The 16,686-nt window shown below is 61.7% G+C and carries 14 protein-coding genes; 3 read left to right on the top strand and 11 right to left on the bottom strand.

Features of this window, described 5'->3' with window-relative positions; all coding sequences use genetic code 11:
• Positions 1-3: 3 nt before the first annotated feature.
• The 4 genes from IWW33_RS20025 to IWW33_RS20010 all read right to left on the bottom strand — a co-directional run bounded on the left by IWW33_RS20025 (position 4) and on the right by IWW33_RS20010 (position 1,965).
• Complete coding sequence (locus IWW33_RS20025; RefSeq protein ID WP_115274318.1) at positions 4-216, bottom strand: hypothetical protein; 213 nt, start codon at positions 214-216, stop codon at positions 4-6.
• Positions 213-683 (bottom strand): hypothetical protein, encoded by a 471-nt coding sequence (locus tag IWW33_RS20020; protein ID WP_039602828.1) that lies wholly within the window; start codon positions 681-683, stop codon positions 213-215. The genes IWW33_RS20025 and IWW33_RS20020 overlap by 4 nt, the downstream gene beginning before the upstream one ends.
• A 500-nt stretch (positions 684-1,183) precedes the next feature.
• Positions 1,184-1,378 carry a hypothetical protein gene (locus IWW33_RS20015; protein WP_046785199.1) on the bottom strand — a complete coding sequence of 65 codons (195 nt, stop codon included), beginning with the start codon at positions 1,376-1,378 and terminating at the stop codon, positions 1,184-1,186.
• A gap of 182 nt (positions 1,379-1,560) precedes the next feature.
• Entirely contained in the window at positions 1,561-1,965 is a 405-nt protein-coding gene (locus IWW33_RS20010) for a TraR/DksA C4-type zinc finger protein (protein ID WP_043213866.1), read from the bottom strand.
• Between the two features lie 1,087 nt (positions 1,966-3,052).
• Here IWW33_RS20010 and IWW33_RS20005 point away from each other — a divergent pair.
• On the top strand, positions 3,053-6,796 hold the full coding sequence (locus IWW33_RS20005; RefSeq protein WP_147405219.1) for a DUF6543 domain-containing protein: 3,744 nt from the start codon (positions 3,053-3,055) through the stop codon (positions 6,794-6,796).
• Positions 6,797-6,841: 45 nt separating this feature from the next.
• Here IWW33_RS20005 and IWW33_RS20000 read toward each other — a convergent pair whose 3' ends face one another.
• From IWW33_RS20000 to IWW33_RS19970, 7 genes are all read right to left on the bottom strand, one after another.
• Positions 6,842-7,615, bottom strand: coding sequence for an enoyl-CoA hydratase (locus IWW33_RS20000; protein WP_115274315.1), 774 nt, complete (start codon positions 7,613-7,615; stop codon positions 6,842-6,844).
• A 13-nt stretch (positions 7,616-7,628) separates the two neighbouring features.
• Positions 7,629-8,756: an acyl-CoA dehydrogenase gene (locus tag IWW33_RS19995; protein WP_196914332.1), complete on the bottom strand. Its 1,128-nt coding sequence runs from the start codon at positions 8,754-8,756 to the stop codon at positions 7,629-7,631.
• A gap of 8 nt (positions 8,757-8,764) precedes the next feature.
• Positions 8,765-9,958, bottom strand: coding sequence for an acetyl-CoA C-acyltransferase (locus tag IWW33_RS19990; RefSeq protein ID WP_174142519.1), 1,194 nt, complete (start codon positions 9,956-9,958; stop codon positions 8,765-8,767).
• A 12-nt stretch (positions 9,959-9,970) separates the two neighbouring features.
• Positions 9,971-10,738 carry an SDR family NAD(P)-dependent oxidoreductase gene (locus IWW33_RS19985; RefSeq protein ID WP_115274312.1) on the bottom strand — a complete coding sequence of 256 codons (768 nt, stop codon included), beginning with the start codon at positions 10,736-10,738 and terminating at the stop codon, positions 9,971-9,973.
• A 13-nt stretch (positions 10,739-10,751) separates the two neighbouring features.
• The gene (locus tag IWW33_RS19980; protein ID WP_115274311.1) at positions 10,752-12,395 is read right to left on the bottom strand and encodes an AMP-binding protein; all 1,644 of its coding nucleotides are present in this window, start codon (positions 12,393-12,395) and stop codon (positions 10,752-10,754) included.
• A 178-nt stretch (positions 12,396-12,573) separates the two neighbouring features.
• On the bottom strand, positions 12,574-13,584 hold the full coding sequence (locus IWW33_RS19975) for an AraC family transcriptional regulator (RefSeq protein ID WP_174142520.1): 1,011 nt from the start codon (positions 13,582-13,584) through the stop codon (positions 12,574-12,576).
• Positions 13,585-13,648: 64 nt separating this feature from the next.
• Positions 13,649-14,512: a LysR substrate-binding domain-containing protein gene (locus IWW33_RS19970; protein ID WP_115274309.1), complete on the bottom strand. Its 864-nt coding sequence runs from the start codon at positions 14,510-14,512 to the stop codon at positions 13,649-13,651.
• Between the two features lie 134 nt (positions 14,513-14,646).
• Here IWW33_RS19970 and IWW33_RS19965 point away from each other — a divergent pair, with 134 nt between their 5' ends.
• The gene (locus tag IWW33_RS19965; RefSeq protein WP_119687467.1) at positions 14,647-15,753 is read left to right on the top strand and encodes a 2-aminoethylphosphonate--pyruvate transaminase; all 1,107 of its coding nucleotides are present in this window, start codon (positions 14,647-14,649) and stop codon (positions 15,751-15,753) included.
• 34 nt (positions 15,754-15,787) lie between these two features.
• A complete protein-coding gene (gene phnX / locus IWW33_RS19960) occupies positions 15,788-16,615 on the top strand; it encodes a phosphonoacetaldehyde hydrolase (RefSeq protein ID WP_115274307.1) in 828 nt (275 codons plus the stop codon).
• The last annotated feature ends 71 nt before the right edge of the window (positions 16,616-16,686 follow it).

The following is a 16,686-nucleotide window of genomic DNA, read 5'->3' as shown; positions in this document are numbered from 1 at the left end:
CGCTCATTCCTGGGTGATCCGCTGCAACTCCCGGCGCACCATGGCGACGTAGGGAGGCGGGCCTGATTGATAGAGCTGGGCCGCCACCCAAGTCAACCAGGCGGCCTGCATCTCATCGCGCCGCGCCAGCAAACGTTCTGCCTGAGCCACGGCCATGGCCTTATGTTGTCGATGGAACGCGGCACGGCTGCCATCCGCCTCCTGCCCCTCGTTCATTCACTCGCCTTGAACGTGGTCAACTCGCCCTTGCGCCATTTTGCGACCTTACCGGTCACGGCCTTGAGCAGCTTGCCAAGGCCCTCTTGGACTTGCTGTTGAGCCGCGAACACCAGCATTACGCCTTGGCCTTCACGGAACACGATACCTTCACCCTCCGGCACCGAGACAAAGGCATAGTCCCCCACGCCGTAGACGTTCAGTTTGATCTCACGAAAGCGCATTTCCAACTTGCCGCCTTCACGACTGGGCAATACGGCAGCACGAAAGTGGTCACCCACCTTCAATTCCAAACGCTGCTTGTCATCGACCACCAACGCACTCTCGGTGTCGATTTCGGCCATATAGAGGCCTTCAGGGTTCTGCTCGGTGACATAAACGAAGCGGCCCTGAAACAGCTTGGCCAACTTACCGCGCAAATCGCCAAGGGCGAACAAAGCGTGGGTATCCAGAGTACTGACTGCCAATGAAGTAATCCTCAAACCGGTAACATCCGCCCCCACTCACCACCGGTGAGGCACGGCCCTTTCATTTCGATAGGCGAAAAGAGTAATGAAGCGATGTGCATAACGTCTGTGCCTTCTGGCTATACAGCATGGAGGAAACTTTACTCCTGCTTGCCAGACTTTGCCCAAATGGCGGGTTTAGGCACATTCCCCAACCGGGAAGCGTAATGCCCTACAACTATTCCGTCAGAAAAGATGCGATAGATAACGCCAGGCCCTTCGGCAGAACGGGCTCTGCAATCCATCAGCGCATTACTGGGAAAGAAATATGCACGAAAACACAGAAACACGTCGAGAGGCAAAGCGCATTTATTCTCGCTCCATACCGCGTTACGTCGTCATACCTGCCGGCATCGAGTTCTTCCACGTCACTGAAAGCGCTACCGGCAGAGTAAAGGGGTTTCGACGTCGTCACCATGAAGCCTGCGAACTGGCCCGTAGCCTCGAAAACTGAACCACAGTCAGGCAGCGCGGCCTTTCTCCAGCTGTTTAAGCCAGGCCGCCTGACACTCCAGCGCCTCACCACGTGTTGCATACGCAGTGCCGCGACGCTCGCCATTCACCAGCACCACCCAACATACTCGGCGGCCCAGCGCCTGCAGGGTAGCGGGCACACCTGAGCCAATCATCACGGCCACATCGACTCGGCTATTCATCATTCCCTCCGGAATTTACTTAGCAACCTAACGATAGAGCCATGATACGCCCGCCAACACGCCGGAGAAAGCCAACATTGGTACAGCAGTATTGCGCCAGCAGCAACAAAGTGGCCGGTACAAGGTAGCAAGCGCAAAAAGCCCCAAGGATCGCTCCGTGGGGCCTGGCACACAACGCTCGGTCAGATCTGGCGCTGGTGGCGATCGAGCTGCTCGTGGCGCTCCTGGGCTTCGATGCAGTACTTGGTGGTCGGGCTGATCAGCAGGCGCTGCAGGCCGATCGGCTCACCACTGTCGTCACACCAGCCGAAGCTTTCGTCAGCGATACGGCCCAAGGCCATTTCCAACTGCGGTAGCAGGCGCTGGTCACGCTCGATGGCATTTACCAGCCAGTGACGTTCTTCTTCGACCGAGGCCACGTCGGCAGGATCCGACGGGGTATCCAGGCTTTCGATAGTGGCACGGCTCAGCTCGATGCGTTCATGGGTTTCTACTTTCATCGCCTGCAACAGGCCAGTGAAGAAGGCCAGTTGTTCAGCGTTCATGTAGTCATCGGCCGACATGGCCAGCAACTGTTCCTTGGTCATCGATTTCTCTATGAAAAAATGTGCATTTGGGCGATTCGTGTGTCGCCGACACCTGGGCATCGGCACCAGAATTCTTCAAGCGCCAATCGGCACTCTTTTGCAGGGGGCGGCAGTCTAAGGCCCCTCGTCGCAAGGGGCAACACCAATGACGGGGTAATTGAGCGAAATGACGTGGTTTGCGCCTGACGGGGGCGGTTTGCCGATTCGCGGTACTGCTGGCAGTACATCTGTATAGCCCCGACCCATCCCTCAGACGGTTTCATGGCGCCCTTCTCACACAAAGATCCCAGCCATGACGCCCTCTATCAGACTCCCACGCAGCCCCACATTGCCTTGCGCCGTTGCCGACAGGTTCGCAAGCCGCCCCACTCTGTTCGAAGTGGCTGCACGACTGTTGGTCGAGCACTGGCATGACTATGGCCTGGATACCCGCCTCGACCCATTGTCCCTGCAATTGGCCAGTTTCGGGCAGGTGGAGGATACAGCCTACATACGCCCTTTGTACCAGGTGCTGGTAGAGCGCTATTGCCAGCGCGAAACACTCAACCTGACTGCAAAGCAGGACGTACTCTGTCGCAACCATATGGTCGACCCGTCTCACCCCGTTCCGGTTGACCTACATGCGCTCGAAAAGCTCTTGAACGACTGCGGGCCCATCCTACTGGATACCTACCGCAGCGCGATCATTGACTACTGGTGCGACGCAGACAACCAAGGGGAAACCCCTTGGTTGTGGCTCGCCCGGCACCTGCAGGGGCTGCTGCGCAGTGCCGCCGAACAAGCCAGCGCCGAGGACCGGCTGGTCGCTGCAGAACCAGCACTCAAGTCCTTGTCCAAAGGAGCGGCCGGGCCTGCCGACCTGCTCACCCTTTCCAGCAGCCAAGGCATTTCCATCAAGACACTGGCATGCAACTTTTCCGCCGACTGGCAGCAAGACCCCTTCCTCGCCAGCGCTCTGCTGATCGAACGTGCCGAGGCACCTGGCCAACAGCCCTTTACCCTGTTGTTTACCCCAGTGGGGCGGCTACTGTCGTTTTCTTCGCGCGCACAGTTGCTGGAGGGCATCGCTCGGCACTGGCCAACAGTCTTGGCCAAGTCGCCGCCAACCGTGCACCTGGGCACTCCCGAGGGGCAGTTGTTCCACGCCCAAGCCGCAAACCTGCTGCAGCAACAACTGGAAGGCATGGACCTGGCCGCCTCTGCCTTCAATGACCAAAGCAGCGCGCAGCAGCTTGCCGACGCCCTGGATCGCCTCACCTCCATGGCGCATATATGCAGCATCAAAGACCAGGCCCGCCAGGAAGCGCTAGCCAACCAGTTGCCACGCTGGATACAGAATGCAGCGCCCCTGGCCTTGATCGTTTATAGCTCGATGCTTAGGGATGTCGCTCGTAACACCTTCCAGGCCGAGGGCAGGACTTGGTTGAGCGGCGTGCCAAACGCACAGGCGTTTGCCTGCGAGCGCCTGGCCGAACTGATCCGCCGTGATCACCCGGAGTCCACCTTGGTTCCAGCAGCTGTGCGCGTGATCAATCATCAGGTTACCTCGACCGGGATCCCGCTTCCTGGCGAAATATCCAACGGTGGGGCCATCAAACCTGTCAGCTTTACCCTGGCACAGCTGGCCATCGCCAATCTAGGGCTGCTCCGACCTGGCGAAGTCACATTGGAAACCACAGACGGTCAAGCCATACCTGGCTGGCTCGACACGCTGGCACTGCGCGCCCTGATAACCGAGGCGGACATTGGTGCCACCTACCCTGCGCGGTTACGCGCGCTGCTGCTCGATGACGTGAAGACGCGCGCCAGCCGCGAAAGACTGTTCGCAAAACAGCTGAGCACACAACTGCCAACAAAGATCATGAGCAGTTACCTTGAGCATGGTCGGCCCACGCCGACGGCAGTGCTGGCAACGGAGCAGGTCTTCGCGCCCCTGCCCAACGAGCACAGCACGTGGGTATTGCGGCCCTTGGGTCTGCTGCGAACGATGGACGCGGCCGCCGATCATCCGCTCAACACCTGGCTCATCGAGGATGACTCCCTGAAATGCACACGTTGCCTGCTGTACCGCCCCCTGCACAGCGAGCCAGTAGTGGAATACGCCGACCGCACCGCATTACTGGTGGCTATCGGGGAGGCCGGCGAGCTGCAGGATGATGTGCTTCATCGCCTGCCTGAGCTGGACCAGCGCATCTATGCCCACGGTGGCTTCAGGGAACCACACCTGTTCCACCCTCTGGACGATGACTGGGCGGTACCGTGGGGCAAGCCAGCACCCGTTACCTTGTCGCGCGAAGCCGCCATAGCCAATCCTGCGCGTGTCATTTACCAGGCCTGCGTGCTGGAGACCCTGAGCAACTTCAAGGCGCAATCGGCAAGCAGCGCGCAATCCCGCTGGCAGCGCTGGGAGGAACTGGGCTGGTTGCTGCTCAACACCGTATTACCGTTTGTCGAAGGGCCGCTGGCCGAAGCAGCCTGGCTGGCTCAGATGGAAACTGCATTCGCTCGCCTGTTTGTTGCCAGTGATCAAGCCGGGGCAGATAACCACACGGGCGACTGGATCCAACTGTTGGTCAATGTTGCTTTTCTGATCTTCACCCATACCATGAAGCGGCAGGAACTGGATCACCCGCTGGACGCACTTCATGCGCCTGGCCAACCTGATGTATCAGTATCGGCTCCTGTGGTGCTTACCCGCCCGACTCCGGCACAACTCGACTTCAGTTGGGCTCAGCCCACGCTCAGGCTTGACAACAACCAGGCCCGAGCGCTTGCCGCCCTGCGTTCAGATGTATCACCAACGGCGCTCGGCTCGCCGACTCCGAGTGGACCGATGCGTGGCTTGTACGTGCATGGCGGTCACCTCCTGGTGCAGATCGAGGCCGCGGTGTTCAAGGTTCAGTTGGACACGACGCTTGACCAGTTGCGTATTGTTGGCGGCGAGAAGGATGAGAAACCAGGACCATTGCTAAGACGCGACGAGGCGGGGCGCTGGCAACTGGACCTGCGCCTGCGTCTGCGTGGCGGCATGCCGCCTTCCAAGCGGATCGCCCAGCTTCGGGAAGCGCGTAAACAGAAGACTCAGGAGATGATCGAACGCGTGGCGAACGACTCTAAGAGCATTGCAGACCAATTGCCTTATCTGGACAAATTGCGCGATCTGGCAAAGCGTTCAGATGAACGGAGGGTGCTACAAAACTGCCTCGCCAAATTGCAGGCCTTTGAAACGTTGGTAAATGAACATATTCAGCGCTTTGAGCAACTGAATGAACTGGCGCCTGTGGCCGACTACAAGTCCAAGCGCGCCGGCACGCTCTATCATCACCTCAATTGCCAACTGCAAGTCAGTGATGTGCTAATGCGCCTATACAAACCCGAGCGAGCTCATCTGTTGGACATGATCGAGCACAAAAGCAAGGAGACACCGCAGGACCAGGCCATTCTTGCAACGCGGCTGGGTAACTTGGCACCACTGATCGATAGCCTGTTCGACAACGCCACCGCGTTCAATCTGACCCTGGAACAGCTACGGCAGCTGGCCAGCCCTTCGCTACCCAGTGCAATGAAGATGGTGGAAAAACTGCAGCAGTTGAAGCAAACCCCGCAAGGCAGATCGTCGCCCTTGCACTGGCGCCTGATGCGCATCGAAAACTGTATCAACCGCTTGGCGCTGGAGCCACTGGACGATGCGGGCCAATACTGGCTCAACCGTACATGGGGCAACCTGGAGTTGGCCATCGGCCAGCAGTTGCAGTTGAACAAACGGATCAACGCCAGTGACGAAGCCAAGCGTCGCTTGCTGGAAAATATCGTACAGCATCTGCAAAGTGCCAAACGCCAGGGGCTGAACCTGCAAAGTCAGTTCGACGAGCCTGCGATCCCCCCGGCCTTGATTACTTTACGTAGTGATATCAGGGAGTTGACCACAAACACGGTCAGCGAGCTCGCAGAATACCCCGAGCTGCCCCAAAGTAGCTCCGTAAGGCAGCTCAGCCAGCATTTGCCCGGCCTTATCGAAACCCGCGATGATGGGTTGCTGCTGGGCCAACCGCGTACCGACGACAACACCATCATCGATATTCCTGGCAGCGATGACGGCGCGGTTGTACGCAGTTACAAGCGAGAGAATGAGCAATGGCTGCCTACTCCTGCAGAGCAGCACAGGCCGGGGCCTCAGCCCCCCAGGAAGCTCAAAACACTGTTCAAGGAAAGCAACAAGCGCCTGGCCAGCGCCAGAAAGAGCCTGGCCGTCATGCAAGGCATCAGGGCCGACACCTGCCTGCCAGTGGAGATCGAGGAGATACTACTGCAGCATCGCGATGAACTTGACCGTCAACGCGCGGCGATCGAGCTGCGCTTGACCCGCGACAACCAGACTGACGAAAGCACTCACGGTGAAGATGCCGCACTGATCATAAAAGACATCGAAGACGTGTCGGCTACGCTGACGAAGCAGGCGGTCGAGCAGCGAACACGTGTAGCGCTTTTGCAAAAGCCACGGATGGGTGAGCTAAGCTTTTTGCTCGAACATCATCAGGTACTAATCCGTAGCACTGGACCTAGGCGGCAACTGGCAAAGGTTGCAGGGCGGCCTGCTGATTACCTGCAAGAATACGCCATCAGCCATGATGGCACTGACCTCTGGTTCGCACATTTCCATTATCCGGACATTGATGCGGAGCGAACCGCCTACACCGCCGGGCATCTGAAAGCGGCAGAACAGCGCTATGCACAGGGCCGCCTCATAAAGGACGCGTCCGGGCCTGCGGTCGAGGTGTACCGCAGCCCGATCGACCTGGCTGCGGCCAAGCAGTACTTCTTCAACCATTAGCCGTGATCTCCGGCAGGGGCAGTTTCGCTGCACCTGCCGGCATGGTCAGCAGTCCTTAAACTGCGCATCACGCTTGGCAATGAAGGCAGACATACCTTCCTTCTGGTCTTGAGTTGCAAACGCCGCATGAAACACCCGACGTTCGAAGCGCACGCCTTCACTGAGAGTGACTTCAAAGGCCCGGTTGACGCTTTCCTTGACCATCATGCTCACCGGGATCGACTTGCCAGCAATGGTGGCAGCCACCTTCAATGCCTCCTCGACCAGTTCGGCCTGTGGCACCACGCGCGCAACCAAGCCTGCACGCTCCGCCTCCTCAGCCCCCATCAGCCGCCCCGTCAGGCACAGCTCCATGGCCTTGGCCTTGCCTACGGCCCGGGTAAGGCGCTGGGTACCACCCATGCCCGGCAGTACGCCCAGATTGATTTCCGGCTGCCCGAACTTTGCGTTGTCGGCCGCCAGAATGAAGTCGCACATCATCGCCAGCTCACAACCACCGCCCAACGCAAAACCCGATACCGCAGCGATGATCGGCTTGCGGCGATTGGCAATACGATCGGCATCACTGAACAGGTCATCGACGTAGATCTGCGGGTATTTGAGCTCGGCCATTTCCTTGATATCGGCACCGGCGGCAAAGGCTTTGGCAGAACCGGTCAGCACCACGCAGCCGATATTCGGGTCACGCTCGAGCTGGTCCAGGGCCTGGTTGATCTCACTGACGATCTGCGCGTTGAGCGCATTGAGCGCCTGGGGCCGATTAAGGGTAATCAGGCCGACCTTGCCGTGGATATCCAACAGGATGGTTTCGAATGCCATGCAGACTGCTCCTTCAAAGATTGCGCGCAATGACCATGCGCTGAATGTCGCTGGTGCCTTCGTAGATCTGGCAAACCCGCACGTCGCGGTAGATCCGCTCCAGCGGGAAGTCACTCAGATAGCCATAACCGCCTAATGTCTGCAAGGCATCCGAACAGACCTTTTCGGCCATTTCCGAGGCGAACAGCTTGGCCATCGACGCTTCCACCAGCGCAGGGCGCCCGGCATCGCGCAGTGCTGCGGCGTGCAGCACCATCTGCCGTGCCACGGCGATTCTGGTGGCCATGTCCGCCAAGCGGAAGGCTACCGCCTGGTGCTCGATCAAGGGTTTACCGAAACTGCAACGTTCCTTGGCGTAATCACGGGCCACTTCGAACGCAGCACGGGCCATGCCCACCGACTGCGAGGCAATGCCGATACGCCCGCCCTCAAGGTTGGCCAGGGCGATCTTGTAACCCTGCCCCTCCTCGCCCAGACGATTGGCAACTGGAACGCGCACATTGTCGAAAACGATCTGGCAGGTGTCGGATGCGTGCTGGCCGAGCTTGTCTTCGACCCGCGCCACCTGGTAACCCGGTAAGTCGGTAGGCACGATGAAGGCGCTGATACCACGCTTGCCTGCCTCTGGGTCGGTGACAGCGAAAACGATCACCACACCGGCGTTCTGCCCGGAGGTAATGAACTGTTTGCTGCCGTTGAGCACATAGTGGTCGCCATCCAGCCGCGCACGGGTTTTCAGGCTGCAGGCATCGGAACCGGCCTGGGGCTCGGTGAGGGCGAAGGCACCGATCATCGACCCGCTGGCCAGCGGTGCAAGGTACTGCTGCTTTTGCAGCTCGCTGCCGAACTTGAGGATGGGCACGCACCCTACCGAATTGTGCACACTCATGATGGTCGAGCAGGCGCCATCGCCAGCAGCGATTTCTTCCAGGGCCATGGCATAGGCCACGTAGCCGGTGTCACTGCCACCATACTGCTCGGGTACCAGCATGCCGAACAGGCCGAGTTCGGCCATCTCCTGGATCGCTTCCCAGGGGAAGCGGTGTTCCTTGTCCCATTGTTCGGCAAAAGGCTTGAGGCGTTCCTGGGCAAAAGCCCGGACCGCATCGACGATCTGTTGTTGCTCGTCAGTTACCAGCATGGTTCACCTCAATACAGACATTCGACAGCCATGGCCGTGGCCTCGCCACCGCCGATGCAGATGGCCGCAACGCCGCGGCGTAGGTTGTTCTGGCGAAGGGCCGACAGCAGGGTTACCAGGATCCGCGCGCCCGACGCGCCGATCGGGTGCCCCAGGGCGCAGGCACCGCCATGAATGTTGACCTTCTCGTGAGGCAGGTCGAGTTGCTTCATGGCGGCCAAGGTGACCACGGCAAAGGCTTCGTTGATCTCGAACAGGTCGACCTCGGCCAGATTCCAGCCAGTGCGCTTCATCAGTTTGTCGATAGCGCCGATAGGCGCCGTGGGGAACAGTGCCGGCGCGTCGGCGAAGGCAGCGTGCCCATGGATCACAGCCAAGGGCGTCAAGCCGCGCTGCTGCGCCTGGGAGCGGCGCATGAGCACCAGTGCCGCAGCGCCGTCGGAGATTGAACTGGCGTTGGCGGCAGTTACGGTGCCGCCCTCACGGAACGCCGGCTTGAGTTGAGGGATCTTGTCCAGGCGCGCCTTGGGAGGCTGCTCGTCGTCCTTGACCAGGCGCTGTTCCTTGCCTTCGCTGACCTGTACCGGAACGATCTCGGCGCTGAAGCGGCCTTTGCTGATCGCCTCTTGGGCGCGGGTCAACGAGGCGATGGCGAACTGGTCCTGGGCTTGGCGGCTGAACCCGCCGGCCTGGGCGCAGTCCTCGGCAAAGGTGCCCATCAGGCGGCCCTTGTCGTAGGCATCTTCCAAGCCGTCCATGAACATGTGGTCGATGATCCTGCCGTGGCCCATGCGGTAGCCGCCACGGGCTTTGTCCAGCAGGTAGGGCGCGTTGGACATGCTCTCCATTCCGCCCGCCACGACTACATCGGCAGTGCCGGCCAGTAGCAGGTCATGCGCCATGATCGCGGCCTGCATGCCAGAGCCGCACATCTTGTTGAGGGTCGTGCACGTGGTGTGCTTGCCCAGGCCGGCGCCCAGCGCAGCCTGGCGCGCGGGGGCCTGGCCCAGGCCTGCCGGCAACACACAGCCGAACAGCACCTGCTCGACACTGGCGGCATCCAGCCCGGCACGCTCGACCGCAGCGCGAATCGCTGCAGCGCCCAATTGCGGCGCGGTAAGGCTTTTCAGCTCGCCTTGCAGGCCGCCCATGGGCGTGCGCACGGCGCTGACGATGACAATCGGATCATTGGCGAGGGTCATTAGGGTCTCTCCTTACTTGGCAGCCATGCGCAGCGCACCGTCGAGGCGGATCACCTCGCCGTTGAGCATGCTGTTCTCGATGATGTGGCGGGCCAGCGCCGCGTATTCGCCTGGCCGCCCCAGGCGCGGCGGGAACGGCACCCCGGCGGCCAGGGAGTCGCGCACTTCCTGGGTCATGCCGGCCATCATCGGGGTTTCGAAAATACCCGGGGCGATGGTCATCACACGAATGCCGTAACGCGCCAGCTCGCGGGCAACCGGCAATGTCAGGCTGGCGATGGCGCCCTTGGAGGCGGCGTAGGCAGCCTGGCCTATCTGACCGTCATAGGCGGCGATCGAGGCGGTATTGATGATCACCCCGCGCTCGCCGCTTTCGTCGGCAACGCCTTCGGCCATCGCAGCAGCGGCCAGGCGCAGCAGGTTGAAGCTACCGACCAGATTGACGTTGATGACCTTGGCGAAACTGGCCAGGCCGTGTGGCCCTTGTTTGCCCAGCACTTTTTCGGCACCGACGATGCCCGCACAATTGACCAGCCCGTGCAGGCTGCCAAAAGCCGTTACAGCGGCATCGACGGCGGCCTGGGCCGCTTGCTCGTCGCTGATGTCGGCGACCGCAAAGCGGGCGTTGTCACCCAGCTCGCGGGCCTTGGCCTCGACGGCCTGGGCATTGAGGTCAACCAGCATGACCTTGGCGCCGGCCTCGACCAGCATCTGCGCGGTGGCAGCCCCCAGCCCGGAAGCTGCGCCGCTGACGATAAAGTGTTTGTTGGCGATGTGCATGATCGGGTTCCTTTCAGGCGCGGGCAGGGGTGGCCTGTTGCGCTTGTTGTTTGGCAACTTCCTGATTGCGCAGGATGAAGCGTTGCAGCTTGCCGCTCGGGGTCTTGGGCAGCTCGCTGACGAATTCGATTTCCCTGGGATAGGCGTGGGCATACAACCGCTGGCGAACGTGCTGGCGCAGGGTCTCTTCCAGCTCGACACTACCGTGCACACCGCTGGCCAGCACCACAAAGGCCTTGATCAGTTCGGTGCGCTCCGGGTCCGGTTTGCCGATCACTGCGGCTTCGATCACCGCCGGGTGCTCGATCAGTGCGCTCTCCACATCGAACGGCCCGACGCGGTAGCCAGAGGTGGTGATCACGTCGTCGCTGCGGCCGACGAAGCTGATGCTGCCGTCGGTGTTCAACTCGACGGTATCGCCGCTCAGGTAATACTTGCCGACGAAGGCCTTGGTGGGCAGGCCGTGATAGCCACCGAACCAGCAAAGCGGCGACTGCTCCCGATCCACTGCCAGAATGCCAGGCTGCCCGGCGGGCAATTCGGCGCCCTGCTCGTCCAGCACCACGATGCGGTGACCTGGGATGGCGAAGCCGGCAGACCCTGCCCGCACGGGATGCTCAAGGCCGTGGTGGTTGCACAGCACCATGCCCAGCTCGGTCTGCCCGTAGTGGTCATGGATGGTCACGCCCAACTCATCGGCGAACCAGCGGATCACCTCGGGGTTGAGCGGTTCACCGGCACTGCTGACGACCCGCAGGCGGCCCTGGACCGGCGTTGAGAACGCCTTGCCAGCGGCGATCAGCAAGCGATATGCGGTGGGCGAACCTGCCAGGTTGGTGATGCCCAGCTTGTCGATCACCCGCGCGCAGCTTTCGACACTGAACGGGCCATCGTAGAAGGTGGTGGCGTGGCCCAGCGACAACGGCCCGGTGACCGCGTAGTAAAGGCCATAGGCCCACCCTGGGTCGGCCAGGTTCCAAAAGTTGTCTTGTGGCTGCAGGCCAATGGCATCGCGCATGTAGCCCTGGAACGCGACGATCGCGCGTAGCGGCACTTCCAGGGGTTTGGCAGGGCCAGTGGTGCCCGAGGTGAACATCAGCAGGAAGGGATCGTCGCCCGAGCGCATGACTGGCTCGCAATCGGCAGGGGCGGCATCGAGCAGGCGCTGGAAGTCCAGTTCACCCTCCTCAGCGCCGACGATGATCGGCACGGGGCACACGGCCAGATCGTCCAGCTTGGCGCGGTTGCCACGGTCGGTGACCACCACCTTGGCATGCGACTGCTCCAGGCGGTGCTCGATAGCTTTGGGGCCAAAGGCAGTGAACAACGGCTGGTAAACAGCGCCCAGGCGCCAGGTGGCGAGGATGGTCACCAGCAACTCGGGGGTGCGTGGCATCAGCCCTGCTACCCGGTCACCGGCCTGCACGCCTTGGGCCCTCAGGACATTGGCAAAGCGGGACGCCATGGCTTGCATCTGCCCGAATGTGTAGAGCCTGCCATTGCCCTCGCGGTCCTCGTAGACCAGGGCGATACCACCTTGGGCCACATGGCGGTCACAGCATTCGACGCAGGCATTGAGGGCTGCAAGACTGCCGTGCAGGCCCATTGCGGCCTCGGCATGATTGAATGAAAGGACGGCGTCGCCATACTCGCGCATCGTCAGACTCCTGGGTTCTTATTGTTGGAGTGCACCATCGGTCTGACGATGTTCGCGCCGCCTGCCTACCTGGGCAATGGCCAAAGCTGTCAATCTGAATGAGCGTTTTGGCCGCGTGGCTTCTCAGCCTTCGCGATGCGCCAAGCGCCCGCCGGAGCATTGCTGGTGCAGGGCCGGTTTACACCTGCAGGAAGACACTGCGGTAATGCCCCGGATTGCACCCGAACCATTTGCGAAACGCCTTGTAGAACGAACTGCTGTCGGCAAAGCCCAGCCTCTCGGCGATTTCGCCAAGCCCAAGCTGCGGCTGCGCCAGCCAGGCAATCGCCAACTCGCGGCGAATGCTGTCTTTGAGCGCCTGGTAGTTTTGGCCCTCCTCGCTCAAACGGCGCCGCAAGGTTGACGCCGACATGCACAACGTTGCCGCCAGTTGCTCGGCGGCAGGCCACTGGCTGGGGGTTTGCTGGCTCAGCGTCTGGCGGATACGGCGGGCCAGGCTGTTAGGGTCGCGATACTTCACCAGGATGTTGCCAGGTGCCTCTGCCAAAAAACGCTGAAGCTCGTCCTCGCTGCGGCGCATCGGCATGTCAAGGCAGTCCCCGGCAATGATCATGCGGGTCAAGGGGCGTTCGAACTGCAGGTTTTCCGAGAACATCACCCGGTAGTCATCACAGAAAGGCGGCTCGGCGCACCGCAAGTCAATCGCAAGGATCGGAATACGCCGCCCTGCCAACCAGCAGGCGACGCCGTGGACGATCATCCAGAAGGTGAAATAGGTGAACGCACGCCGAGGCTGAGCATTGGGTTCAACGATGACGATTTCGGCCAGGCTTTTCTGGCGCACCAGTACCGGTTGCAGGTCCTGCAGCATCAGCGAAAGAAACACCAACGCCGTTTCCACGCCAGCCTGCAGGGTGGGCTGGGCCATGCTCGCCCGGCACAGGAATGCCAGGCTTCCGGTACGCAGCCCACGCGGGTCCATGGCGAAGAATTCATCGTTGCAGCGTTGCGCCAGCAAGCGCCAGAGCCGGGAGTAGGCCTCGGCGCTGACGCGCGCATCAGCCTGGTCGAGTTGACCGATGTCGATGCCGGCCTGCGCCAGCAGGCCGGCATCCGGCTCACCCGCCGGGCAGGTCTGCAACAGGGCTTCGCGCACCAGTTGCATGGAGATGGTGTCTTTCTCGCTCATCGGCCCTCCTGGCTGTTGCGTGCCGCCCATGTTAGGCCCGCATGGAAAAAACACCAGCCTTGGATTACAGGCTGGCAGCCAGGGCCAGGAACGCCTGGATCAGCCGCAGCTCGCGGCGCCGCTCCAGGCACCCCACCAGGTGCTGGTTGCGCAAACCGTGCCCGGCCAGCGGCCGCGCCACCACACGTGGGTCATTGGCCACCTCGGTCGAGGAAACGACACCAATCCCAAGCTCCGACGCCACTGCCTCGGTGACTGCCTCACGGCTGTCCAGCTCCAGCAACACCCTGGGCCTGACCGACGCCTGGTCACACGCCTTGTCGAAGGTACGCCGGGTGGTCGAACTGGGTTCGCGCAGCACCATGATCTGCTCATGCAAAGCAGCCAGTGGCAAGTCACCCTGCCCGCTGGCCCAGGCATGGCCTGCCGGCAGCAGTGCGCATAAATGCGACTCGCAGAGGTTTTGCAAGTAAAGGCCCTTGCGCGGTTCGATTTCGGTCAATACGGCCACGTCGGCATGCTCTGACAACAAGGCGGCCAAGGTCTCCTGAGCATTGCCCAGGCGCAGGTTGACGGTGATGCCCGGGTAGCGTTCACGCAATAGCGCCAGCATCGGCATGACCCGGTGCGGCCCATCTGCGGCCACCTCCAGGCGGCCAGTGAGCAGTTGGCGATTGGCCTCGAGCATCGCCTGCGCCTCTTCGGCCAGGCCGAACATCGCCCGGGTGATGGCAGCCAGGCGGGTACCCTCCTCGGTCAGCTCGACCCGCCGCGCCGTGCGCCGTAACAGGGTGATCTGGTAGTGCTCTTCCAGCGCCTTGACGTGCCCGGTCACCGCCGGCTGGCTGATGAACAGGCGCGCAGCGGCACGGGTGAAACTGCCCTCACGGGCGACGGCGTCGAAAGCGCGAAGCTGGAACAGGTTCATATTTATCGGCCTGACTTATGGCTGGCATAACAACAAACAATTTGATTGATAGCTTAGTCAATTGCAACCTAGCCCCCGTAGTTTCAGCGCCAGCTTTTTCGGCTGACCACCTGCAGCTTGTGAGGAACCACGCAATGAGCAACGCCCCGATCCTGCTGACCCCCGGCCCACTGACCACCTCCCTGCGCACCCGACAAGCCATGCTAATGGACTGGGGCTCCTGGGACCGTGATTTCAACCAACTGACCGCCAGCGTCTGCGAGCAACTGCTGGGGATCGTCGACGGCAGCGCCAGCCACCACTGCGTTCCCCTGCAAGGCAGCGGCACCTTCGCCGTGGAGGCCGCCATCGGCACCCTGGTACCGCGCGATGGCAAGGTACTGGTGCTGATCAACGGCGCTTACGGCCAGCGCCTGGCGAAAATCTGCAAAGTGCTGGGGCGCAACTTCAGCACCTTCGAAACCGCCGAGGACCAGCCGACCACCGCTGCCGACGTCGACCGCCTGCTGGCGGCGGACCCCAGCGTGACCCACGTGGCGCTGATCCACTGCGAAACCAGCACCGGCATCCTCAACCCGCTGCACGAGATCGCTCAGGTGATCAAGCGCCACGGCAAGCGCCTGATCATCGATGCCATGAGCTCGTTCGGCGCCCTGCCGATCGACGCCCGCGAAATCCCCTTCGAGGCACTGATCGCCGCGTCCGGCAAATGCCTGGAAGGCGTCCCCGGGATGGGCTTCGTTTTCGCCGAGAAAACCGCACTGGCCGCCGCCGAGGGCAATGCCCACTCGCTGGCCATGGACCTGCACGACCAGCACGCCTACATGGCCAAAACCGGCCAATGGCGCTTCACCCCGCCCACCCATGTGGTTGCTGCCCTGCACGAGGCGCTGCAGCAGTACGCCGAAGAAGGTGGCCTGCCGGCGCGCCACCAGCGCTACGCCGACAACTGCAAGACCCTGCTCGACGGCATGGCCGCCATCGGCCTGCGCAGCTTCCTGCCAGCCGACATCCAGGCGCCGATCATCGTCACCTTCCACGCCCCGAATAACGCCCGTTACCAGTTCAAGGACTTCTACGAACGGGTCAAGGCCAAGGGCTTCATCCTCTACCCCGGCAAGTTGACCCAGGTCGAGACCTTCCGCGTCGGCTGCATCGGCGTGGTCGGGCCGGACGGCATGCAAGCCGCTGTGAATGCCGTGGCCGACGTGCTGCGGGAAATGGAAGTACTGGACATCTGACCCTCTGCCCATCCGATTTCAGGAAATAGCGCACATGAACTACAGCAACCCCACCCAGCTGCAAGCCGCCATCCTCGACTGGGCCGGCACCGTGGTCGACTTCGGCTCTTTCGCCCCGACCCAGATCTTCGTCGAAGCCTTCGCCGAGTTCGACGTCCAGGTTTCCATCGAAGAAGCCCGCGGCCCGATGGGCATGGGCAAGTGGGACCATATTCGCACCCTATGTGACGTGCCGGAAATTGCCGAACGCTATCGCAACGTGTTCGGCCGCACGCCGACCGACGAGGACGTCACTGCCATCTATAACCGCTTCATGCCGCTGCAGATCGAGAAGATCGCCGTGCATTCGGCGCTGATTCCCGGTGCTCTGGACACCCTCACCGGCTTGCGCCGGGACGGCCTGAAAATCGGCTCATGCTCGGGCTACCCGAAAGTGGTGATGGACAAGGTGGTGGAGCTGGCGGCCCAGAACGGCTATGTCGCCGATCATGTGGTGGCCACCGACGAAACCCCGAACGGCCGCCCGTGGCCGGCACAGGCACTGGCCAACGTGATCGCCCTGGGCATCGACGACGTGGCGGCCTGCGTCAAGGTCGACGACACCGTGCCGGGCATCCTCGAAGGCCGCCGTGCCGGCATGTGGACCGTGGCTCTGGTGTGCTCGGGCAACGCGCTCGGGCTGACCTGGGAGGGGTACCAGGCGTTGAGCGCTGAGAAGCTGGAGAGTGAGCGCAAGCGCATTCATGCGCTGTTCGCAGGGTCACGCCCGCACTACCTGATCGACACCATCAATGAACTGCCCGAGGTGGTCGCCGATATCAACCGGCGGTTGGCCAAGGGAGAGATGCCGCAGGCGTTCTGACCGATCTGTGTTGCAGCTTTCGCCGGCAAGCCGGCTTCCACAGCTACCCCGCCGTTTTCACGAACGGTGGG

The sequence above is a fragment of the Pseudomonas sp. M2 genome (genome assembly GCF_015751845.1).
GTDB lineage: Bacteria > Pseudomonadota > Gammaproteobacteria > Pseudomonadales > Pseudomonadaceae > Aquipseudomonas > Aquipseudomonas putida_E.
This window is presented reverse-complemented; position numbering and strand designations above follow the sequence as displayed.

Bases quoted from the DNA above. Each gene is read 5' to 3' on its own strand.
- IWW33_RS19975 (WP_174142520.1), bottom strand. From the start codon at position 13,584: ATGAGCGAGAAAGACACCATCTCCATGCAACTGGTGCGCGAAGCCCTG.
- IWW33_RS20010 (WP_043213866.1), bottom strand. From the start codon at position 1,965: ATGACCAAGGAACAGTTGCTGGCCATGTCGGCCGATGACTACATGAAC.
- IWW33_RS20000 (WP_115274315.1), bottom strand. From the start codon at position 7,615: ATGGCATTCGAAACCATCCTGTTGGATATCCACGGCAAGGTCGGCCTG.
- IWW33_RS19965 (WP_119687467.1), top strand. From the start codon at position 14,647: ATGAGCAACGCCCCGATCCTGCTGACCCCCGGCCCACTGACCACCTCC.
- IWW33_RS19985 (WP_115274312.1), bottom strand. From the start codon at position 10,738: ATGCACATCGCCAACAAACACTTTATCGTCAGCGGCGCAGCTTCCGGG.
- IWW33_RS20025 (WP_115274318.1), bottom strand. From the start codon at position 216: ATGAACGAGGGGCAGGAGGCGGATGGCAGCCGTGCCGCGTTCCATCGA.
- IWW33_RS19990 (WP_174142519.1), bottom strand. From the start codon at position 9,958: ATGACCCTCGCCAATGATCCGATTGTCATCGTCAGCGCCGTGCGCACG.
- IWW33_RS20015 (WP_046785199.1), bottom strand. From the start codon at position 1,378: ATGAATAGCCGAGTCGATGTGGCCGTGATGATTGGCTCAGGTGTGCCC.
- IWW33_RS19970 (WP_115274309.1), bottom strand. From the start codon at position 14,512: ATGAACCTGTTCCAGCTTCGCGCTTTCGACGCCGTCGCCCGTGAGGGC.
- IWW33_RS19980 (WP_115274311.1), bottom strand. From the start codon at position 12,395: ATGCGCGAGTATGGCGACGCCGTCCTTTCATTCAATCATGCCGAGGCC.
- phnX (WP_115274307.1), top strand. From the start codon at position 15,788: ATGAACTACAGCAACCCCACCCAGCTGCAAGCCGCCATCCTCGACTGG.
- IWW33_RS19995 (WP_196914332.1), bottom strand. From the start codon at position 8,756: ATGCTGGTAACTGACGAGCAACAACAGATCGTCGATGCGGTCCGGGCT.